This window comes from Microcoleus sp. N9_B4, from assembly GCF_036701635.1.
Taxonomy (GTDB): domain Bacteria; phylum Cyanobacteriota; class Cyanobacteriia; order Cyanobacteriales; family Microcoleaceae; genus Microcoleus.
The window spans coordinates 1-7953 of record NZ_JAUBRC010000093.1 but is presented as its reverse complement, the minus strand read 5'-3'; the positions used below and the strand labels follow the sequence as shown (position 1 = coordinate 7953).

Genomic DNA, 7953 nt, shown 5'->3' with positions numbered 1-7953 from the left:
GGGGGCTTGAAACTCTCTAGGTAGTAAGAATAAAGTTCAGGTTGGTTGATGCGAGGGTAAAAATACTCATTGCTGCGCCAAGTGAATCCTTTATGGCTGAGTGCGGTAAGGATTGCAGCAATTTCTGCTTTGGTTCCGACGATTCTGATATCTGCTCCTTTCCTCTTCACTGTGTCCTCCTGATTTATTGCTATGGCAGGGATAGAGAGTCTTGGCCTAGGAGATAGTGCCGTTCTTTTTGGAGTTGAGAATGTACTTGATCAATGGTCATCCCAGATTCACGAGCAAGCCTAGTTAACAGGCTTCCTTTGGGTCGGTAAGTATGGTTTTGTAACCCTCTATGAGTTTGCTTAGTGCGACGCATCAGAGCTCGCTTGCTCCGAGTTCCTAGTTGGGGGTAAAAGATTAAGTCCATAGGTCGTTGAGAGTATAAGTGCAACGACAGAACCCTAGGGTTCCGCCTATGCACTGGTAGTGTCAAAGCTTTGTCTAGCTTAGCTTCGACGGCGTGGTGACATACTTGCTAAGTTTTTGGAAACCCATAAGGTTTCCCCGGCGTAACAGTAAACAACACGCTGTTAAATTTTCCCAAACCCATAAAGTTTGCTCGGACACAACAGCAAACAACACGCGTTAACTTTCCCGAAACCTATTAGGTTCCTCCAGCAAACAACGTTAAACAACACGCCTTAAATTGAGCATTTGTACTTAGCATTTTTGCTCTTTTTTTGGGTGTATACCGGGTATCACTCAGCCCGGTAGGTCGCGGCCGGGAGGCAGGCCATAAGCCAGCCCCCTCCCGGCCCACGCTACTTGCTCTCAAATTGGTCGAGTAACTCCTGAAGCCTCACCTTGCCCTCTGCGAACTTCCTCCCCTTCATCTTGAGAATGTTCTCAATAATCCAAGTGTTAGTTTTGCCCGCTTCCCGCGCTTCCTTGATTTCCGCATACAATTTCCCAGCTAGTTCCAAGGAAGTGTCAGCGGTCGTGGTAATTGCGGCTTCCGCTTCTTTCTCAGATTCAGGCTCATAAAGGGCTTCCAGTCGTTCGCGTACTTCTTGCAGGTCGGTAGTTGGAGCCGCCAAAATTGCCTCTGCGTCCTGCTGCCGTTGGGTGCGACTTACATAGACTTCCGTGGCGATTTCATCCTCCACATCAGCTTTGACCGCCCTGAGTTTTAGCGCTTCAATCTCTGCCTCGTCAGCCAATTTGCGGGCAATATTTCCGCCCCCAATGGCACAGGCAACAGCGCCACAGAGTGATAACCCTTGCATAGATTTGTGCCAACCGATGCGCTTGTCGAGCGCGACTAAAGGAGCTAGCCACAGCGTGACCGCAGCGCCAGTGAGAACCCACATTTTTAACTGCATAGCAGCACTCCGGCACCTATAACGGCCATTGCCAGCGCTGCCACCAATAAAGCCTGCAAGGAAGCCACAGGAATCTTGAGCCACGAACTCACAGAGAAATCAAGTAGCCAGCACAAGCCCCAGAGAATGAAGCTTGCTACTGCCAAGAATGCGATCGCTCGGAATGACATCGGATGCAACGACGCTATCCATCCCAGAAGGGAGGAAGCGGCGCACCCGGCAATAAAATAGTTTGCCAAGCTTGCCGCTCTCATTATTTTTTATCTCCGTAATAAACTTTGAGCTGGCAAGGAGTCCCCGGCGCAATCTCTTTCATGTGCTTGTTTGCTGCATTCAACGCATCGTAAGCATCAATCGGAGTATCACTTTCAAGGTGGATTATTCCGATAGTTCGCTCAGTCGCGGGGTGAATAACGAAAACGTCCCGGTGATGACTTTTCATTTCTTACCTCCTAGCACTGCATCCCACGGGCGAGGCTGGGGAGTAGCTACGGCGGGGGGGCGGAAGTTCTTGAGGGTGTAGGAATATCGGTCAACGCCATAAGGCGAATTGCTTATTTCCGCATAGTGGGTAAGCTCAAACGTGAATCCGTTAGCCCTTAAAGCTTCTATCGCTTCCTTCACTTCTTTTTTGTTGCCAGCAAGCCACATATATTCCATTAGTTTGCCCCTCCGGTGAGTTGGGCTTTGATGGCATCAATGTCGGCGCGGGCGTTGGAGTCAGCCTTGTCAATTCGAGCATCAAGGCGAGCATAACCAGGGCGTAAGCCGTGTAAGTGCTTGGCAAGTCCAGCGTTAGCGCGTACCTTTCGGAGTTCGTTGGTAGCAACCACTCCCTCGTATTTCCTGTGATGCTTATGCACCTTGGCATCTGCTGCTTCAATTCGTCCGAGGGCTTCATAAGCTTTCTTGCTGTACTTCGCACCCTTCTCTTTCTCGGTTGCGAGGGTTTTCATCGCTGCCGCTTCCTCTTTGTCAAAGTAACGGGGAGCGGGAACGATTGGTACAGAGCGCTCGCCAGAGGCAAAATTACCCGGATTCATTGGCGAGATGGCATCTGCACTGGTTGCTTTGAGTGCTGTTGCTTTGTCGATGTTGTGGCCCCCGTCGTTCGTGACTAAAGAGCTACCATTTTTGGGCGTGTCAACTTGACCGCCGCCGAATAGGCGTAGTTGCAATGACATTATTTTTTTGCTCCAAATTCAACTGTGATTCGTACCTGTGGGAGTAAATGAAGTGGGCGGTTAGGAAATATCGACAGAAACAGCACGGCAAAAATTACGCTCGCAAGTCCGAGCGCGATTAACTGCTGGCATTCCAGCCAATCCATCAGATTTATTTGGCGTGGTGCTTCATTGGAGACGGTTGAGCCGTCAGGAGATGAGATTTCAGGTTTGCGATCAAACTCCAAGCCATGAGCTAACAGCAATTTCTCCCACGTTGCCGTCGCTGTCAGCTTTCCGAATACACGGGCTTGTTCGTTTGTCAGATTGCAATCGTAAGCGAGCTGCTTAAGGTGCTCGATTCTACGGCGGCTTACCAAAGGTCGGTGAGTCCCCGCAATATTAAGGTTTGCGGCTTCCCCTTCTGGGTAGCCGTCGCATAGTGTCATAATTTTTAGGCTCCAAACGTTGTCAGATAACGGTTTGGGGAAGTCGTGACTTGTTAAGCGGTGGTACGCTTAGCAGTCGCGCATCAATCTTCCTTAAACTTACGATCGCAGGTTCGCAGGAAAAATACAAGTCCTGTAGCTGTAAAGTTTTGTGCGAAAAATCCCCGGCAGAACCGGGGAACGTTCCTAATCTCCCTGGGATGTGTCGTCACAGGACTTTTCAATCATCTCCAAAATTGCCTCAATGTCTGCCAAGTCTGCCCTAGACTTTTTACGCTTGGCTTTCAACTGGTTGAGTAGGTCGGCCGCTTCTGGTAAATCTTTGCTGGCAGCGACTGAATTTTGTTTCAGGTCGGAGAGCTGCGCTTCGATTTCTTCCCGATCGGCGCGCTCGGTCGCAAGTTGCGATCGCACTTCTGCTAGTTCCTGTCTGAGCTTATTGGTGATGTGGGTACTAGATTCTAGAAGCTTGGCATAGTCGGCGCGGGCTTCTTCCTGTTGCCGATTAAGCTGCTGGCTAATTGTTACCAGCGTCCCGTAATTGTCCTTCTCCTTGGCTAATTCCTGAGAGAGCGCTTCATTCTCAGCCCTTAAGTTACCTAGCTCAATCTGTAACTCGTTGTCTGTAACCGCGTCCAGGTTGGGTAACTCAGAGGAATCACCCTCTGCGAACTTTCCCGGCAGTTCACTCCTCAAAGCTTCTAAGGATTCCTGTAAAGCCTGTACCTGCAACTCTAAAGCTGTCAATCTGTCAAAGTTCTCTATCCTGGGGGTTACATATAAACCATCTTTAGCTATATATGTAACCCCCAGGGTATTCTTCTCTGTAGTCTCCGTAACTTTATCTGTAACCCGTGGTTGTGGGGGAGTATTCAGCGCCTCTGCAATCTCCTCAAGCTTTGCTGTGTTTATCTCTGAAGACTTGCCGATGTACTTCTTATGTAACTTCCCATTCTGCTTTCTGTAACCGTACCAATAATCTCCGCCTTTACCCGCTTCCTTGCGGACTGTGTAGGGTTTGTTATCGCCCACAGGCTCAAATCTGAAGGAACCGATTGACTCCAGCCACGCGGAACCTTTGGAAGAATCTAGCTCGAATACCTTGCCGCTCTTTTCTATCTCAACTAACCCTTGCACTACCAATGGAATTGTCATAAGTTACCTACCAGTTACCTACCAGTTACCTACCAGTTACCTACCCGTATATATAACCACTATAGGTAACTTATAGGTAACTGTCAAGGTTACAGAGAAATATTTTTATAGCTATAACCTTATTGACATTGGCACACAGCCACACAAGAAGTGGCACACACTCCCGGTGGCTGCAATTTGCCGAATAAAAGTAGAATCTCGGAATCTCGGAATTGAGGGATTGAGGGATTCTAGAGTTTCATCAAATAAACAATTCCATCAGCTTCCCTGGGAACCTTAACAGCAACTGACATCTGACCCCGCAATTCTCTGTCAAATTCCACAAGGTATTTAATGTGAATGCGGTCAGGAGAAGTTTTCCTGATAATCTTCCCGATCGCCTTGCCCTTATGAATGGGTGATGCGTGTTCAGTGACAACTACCCGGTCGCCAACCTCAAACTCCTTGTGCTGTTTTTTCTCGCTCTGTACCAAGGGAATCACGATCAGAAAGTCTGCTGCAAAAACTAAAGACTTTTTGGGCTTGCCACCAACTACCGGAATTTCAACATCAAACTCAACCTCAAACTCTCCCTTGCCTAAATCTTCCCTGACCGTACCCTCAGCACCGATAAAAGTAGGGGAGCCGGGATAATCTTCCGCGACTTTCACCCGATCGTCTACCTTACATACCTTACTGACCTTACACCCATCATCGGTAGGCTCAAAAGTGGGTGTAAGCCTTGCCTTACATACCTTACTTCCACTTTCACCTAAAACTAGATTTTCTTGTATGACATCTCGTGAGATCTCATCACAAATTTTTGCATTGCGTAGACTTTGGGTATGTAAGGTAGGTAAGGTATGTAAGTCAATGGTTTCAGCCGTTTTTTCCGGTGTAAGGGTATGTAAGGTGGATGTAAGGTCTGTAAGTCCGCCATCCTGGCAATTTTCCTTGAAACAAATCCAGTTTGGAACGTGTGGGCGATTGCTTGGTTTCTGATCGTCTTCATCACTCAGCGCTAAATCCACAAAGCACGGCAGAACTCGCAAACCTTCCCAACAAGCTGATTGACGTTTTGCTTTGCCGTTTAGCCAAACAACCTCGCTCGGCCGCCACTGTTTCGGCAAAATCCGCTGCAACCTTTGGATAAATTTTTGGTACGACATCTGACTGAGCGAATGTGCTTTGCAATAAGCCTGATACCAGCTATGCAAGTCGCTGCCGTGGTGAGTCTCGTTGCCCGGTACAAAGCAGCGATCGACAAAAGATTTAACTCCATCGCCAATAATCGCCCCTTCTTGCTTGAGCGAAAGCAACACGGGATTTGAAATTGGAAGAGTCAAAATGTTGTCGCGCTCTACTTTGTCCATGCTTAGAGCCCAGCCGGCAATCTCTCCCAGTTCCTCAGAAAGTTTTTGCCCCAAATTTGAATCTGTCTCGCTGGTAGATTTCACTGTGGGGATAGGGTAGCATCGCCTATCCCATCCATCCCCAGCGTGTTCGATCGGAAGATGCTCCACGGATGCAACTGCAAAGCGTACGTTCCATTTTTTCTGTACAGCTTTGGGCATATACAGAGCGCGACCCGACATCGGGCCGTTGTCTACCAATTCGTAAAAAGCTTTGAGACCTGACTGAAAGCCCCCGGTGTCAGGAATATAAAAGAAACTTTTGCCAAGTAACAACTGATAGCGACCTTCAGGTTTTCCCAGCTCTGAGAAATCTTGAGAAGATGATGAGGCTTCATTGCCTACCAAGTTTTCCATCAGTCGCAGCACCGTACCCTTGCCGTCGCCACTATTTCCTATAAAGTGTGGGAAGCGACCGTAGGGAGCTGTCGGATCTAACAGTGCAGACATAAAAGCTCGGATAGCTGGAATCTGCGACTCCCCAAAAGATGAAAGTAGGAATTGTCCGAGAGTTTTGGGGAGGGGTGCGTTTTCTACATAGTTGTAGGGTGAACACTCAAGTAAATAATCCTCTTTGTTGTGGGGCTGGAGTTTCCCCGTCCTGGTGTCCACTGTCCCGTTTAAAAAGGCTTTGAGGTGCCGATTAGCGGGTTTATCTTTTCTGTGAAGTGTGCGCCGGCAATATTTGAGCGTCGCTTCTAAATTTTTGCTCGTCCCAAACTTAAAGTTTTTGCCGACTTCTTTTAGCTCGTAGCATTCCTCTGCAAAATCTCCGATCGCTTTTGCTACGTCGGCATCCTCTCTTAGTTGCCAGTGAGTGCCACAGTCTTGGAAAAAAGCGCCGCCATCTGAGACAAACCAGTCCTCAGCAAATAAAGTTTTCCGGCAGTGCACCTCAAATGTTGTATTCCCTCGGACAAGATATCTACCCGTCCCGTCGCCGTCGCCCTTGTCAAAAGTCTTGGTTTCCCAAGTCTTGAAATCTGTCGAGGCTGAAAGCGCTTTCCTAAAAGCTTCTATACCCTTCTTTTGGATCAAGTCATCCATGCCGTTTGTCTCCCCATTTTCTCCCATCTCCCAGTTTCCTGTAGCGATGTACACGGGGACGTTGAATTTGAGAAGTTGATGACCTAATTTTCGTTGGGCCCAGTTTACATTCGGGTTTATTGCAGCGTCCGCGTCGAAGGCAATAATGAATCCAATTCCAGCACGGGCGCATTTTTCTAGGAAGGGGATTAAGTAGCGCTTACCTTGCACGTCATCTTTTTTCCCGGTCAGCCCATTCTCAACCCCAGTTAAGCCAATTGTCGGCAACTCGTTGCTGCAACCGGCGATCGCTTTGAAACCGCCTTCAGTAATTATTAAGCATGGATGCCCGTTGACTTGATAACAGGATTCCTTAAGGTTTTGCATATCCCAGTAGTCAGGGATATATGGGTGTGTTGGTACGAGCGCATCGCAGCCGTGGTCAGTTAGCGGCGTCCGATATTTTGGGGCCTTTTTGTTTGCCGGGTCTGTGTCATTTTTCCACGCTTTGTCGGGGCGCAATTGACATTGTAGTGTTTCCCCGCTGAACCAAATCCCGCCAGATTTTGCCTCATATCCTAGAAGGAATGTACCCTCTTCCTTTGCCACAGTCCGCCACGCCGCCCTTGCCCAGTCGTTAAGCAGGCCACGCGCTTGGATGTCGGCTTGATGCTTGGTGTTGAGAAAGCCTGAGTAAGTTTGAGTAGATTTGGAAACTTCTTGACAAGATTGAACGGTTTCGGATAAGTTATTCGTGGTGGTCATACTTTTTGCCCTGCTGGTGTAGAGTATGGCCACTTTTTTTAGGCAGGCTTTATTAGATGAATTTGCTTTGAGACGTTAGCACTGATAGACTGAACTTGTATTTTAATTTTTCTGTGGCCTGCCCTAAAAAGCGGCCCTTTTTCTTTGGGAAATTTAGGGCTAGCAAGGGCTGGCGCTAATCCCGCGAGCACCTTCCGTACACCGTTACCGGAAAATGACCGCAATATTGACAATAATATGACCAATAAACCAAGTTGGCAATAGTAGATTGAGAGATTCTTTTTTGCCCGATATACCTCTTTACGTATTTACCATTATTGTTTCTAATAAATCTGTCTACTCCTTAGATGCTGAGGTTTTCAGTATTTGCAAAATCAAGTTGCTGTTTTGTTCAAGTAGTGCTAAAACAGCAACCAATAGAAACACAAAATGATGCTACAGCAGAGCCACAAGTCAGTATTCATCGCATATTGCGCGAGTATCAACCTTTTTAAAAAGATATTGTTTTTTACATCAACATCTAAGCAGGCGTAATGTCGGGTAAACCTGCACGGGATGGGGGCTTGAAACTCTCTAGGTAGTAAGAATAAAGTTCAGGTTGGTTGATGCGAGGGTAAAAATACTCATTGCTGCG

General features: G+C 47.8%; 8 protein-coding genes. All 8 read right to left on the bottom strand.

All coding sequences use genetic code 11. From position 1 onward, the window contains the following. Nucleotides 1-809: 809 nt before the first annotated feature. Nucleotides 810-1358, bottom strand: a complete 549-nt coding sequence (locus QUA43_RS30275) for a hypothetical protein (protein ID WP_333379428.1) — start codon at nt 1356-1358, stop codon at nt 810-812. Nucleotides 1359-1360: 2 nt separating this feature from the next. Then, nucleotides 1361-1624, bottom strand: coding sequence for a hypothetical protein (locus QUA43_RS30270; protein WP_333379426.1), 264 nt, complete (start codon nt 1622-1624; stop codon nt 1361-1363). Beyond that, on the bottom strand, nt 1624-1812 hold the full coding sequence (locus tag QUA43_RS30265; RefSeq protein ID WP_333379425.1) for a hypothetical protein: 189 nt from the start codon (nt 1810-1812) through the stop codon (nt 1624-1626). Before QUA43_RS30265 ends, QUA43_RS30270 begins: the two co-directional genes overlap by 1 nt. Then, the gene (locus tag QUA43_RS30260) at nt 1809-2021 is read right to left on the bottom strand and encodes a hypothetical protein (RefSeq protein WP_333379423.1); all 213 of its coding nucleotides are present in this window, start codon (nt 2019-2021) and stop codon (nt 1809-1811) included. Before QUA43_RS30260 ends, QUA43_RS30265 begins: the two co-directional genes overlap by 4 nt. Before the next feature lie 8 nt (nt 2022-2029). After that, a complete protein-coding gene (locus tag QUA43_RS30255) occupies nt 2030-2554 on the bottom strand; it encodes a hypothetical protein (protein ID WP_333379422.1) in 525 nt (174 codons plus the stop codon). Then, nucleotides 2554-2982, bottom strand: coding sequence for a hypothetical protein (locus tag QUA43_RS30250; RefSeq protein ID WP_333379420.1), 429 nt, complete (start codon nt 2980-2982; stop codon nt 2554-2556). The genes QUA43_RS30255 and QUA43_RS30250 overlap by 1 nt, the downstream gene beginning before the upstream one ends. 186 nt (nt 2983-3168) lie before the next feature. Continuing rightward, a complete protein-coding gene (locus QUA43_RS30245; RefSeq protein WP_333379418.1) occupies nt 3169-4137 on the bottom strand; it encodes a hypothetical protein in 969 nt (322 codons plus the stop codon). Nucleotides 4138-4367: 230 nt separating this feature from the next. Further along, nucleotides 4368-7319 (bottom strand): DUF3854 domain-containing protein, encoded by a 2952-nt coding sequence (locus tag QUA43_RS30240; protein WP_333379416.1) that lies wholly within the window; start codon nt 7317-7319, stop codon nt 4368-4370. Between the last annotated feature and the right edge of the window lie 634 nt (nt 7320-7953).

What these genes read in the sequence shown, in the direction of transcription:
- QUA43_RS30275 (WP_333379428.1), bottom strand. Translation starts at nt 1,358, where the DNA reads ATGTGGGTTCTCACTGGCGCTGCGGTCACGCTGTGGCTAGCTCCTTTA.
- QUA43_RS30270 (WP_333379426.1), bottom strand. Translation starts at nt 1,624, where the DNA reads ATGAGAGCGGCAAGCTTGGCAAACTATTTTATTGCCGGGTGCGCCGCT.
- QUA43_RS30265 (WP_333379425.1), bottom strand. Translation starts at nt 1,812, where the DNA reads ATGAAAAGTCATCACCGGGACGTTTTCGTTATTCACCCCGCGACTGAG.
- QUA43_RS30260 (WP_333379423.1), bottom strand. Translation starts at nt 2,021, where the DNA reads ATGTGGCTTGCTGGCAACAAAAAAGAAGTGAAGGAAGCGATAGAAGCT.
- QUA43_RS30255 (WP_333379422.1), bottom strand. Translation starts at nt 2,554, where the DNA reads ATGTCATTGCAACTACGCCTATTCGGCGGCGGTCAAGTTGACACGCCC.
- QUA43_RS30250 (WP_333379420.1), bottom strand. Translation starts at nt 2,982, where the DNA reads ATGACACTATGCGACGGCTACCCAGAAGGGGAAGCCGCAAACCTTAAT.
- QUA43_RS30245 (WP_333379418.1), bottom strand. Translation starts at nt 4,137, where the DNA reads ATGACAATTCCATTGGTAGTGCAAGGGTTAGTTGAGATAGAAAAGAGC.
- QUA43_RS30240 (WP_333379416.1), bottom strand. Translation starts at nt 7,319, where the DNA reads ATGACCACCACGAATAACTTATCCGAAACCGTTCAATCTTGTCAAGAA.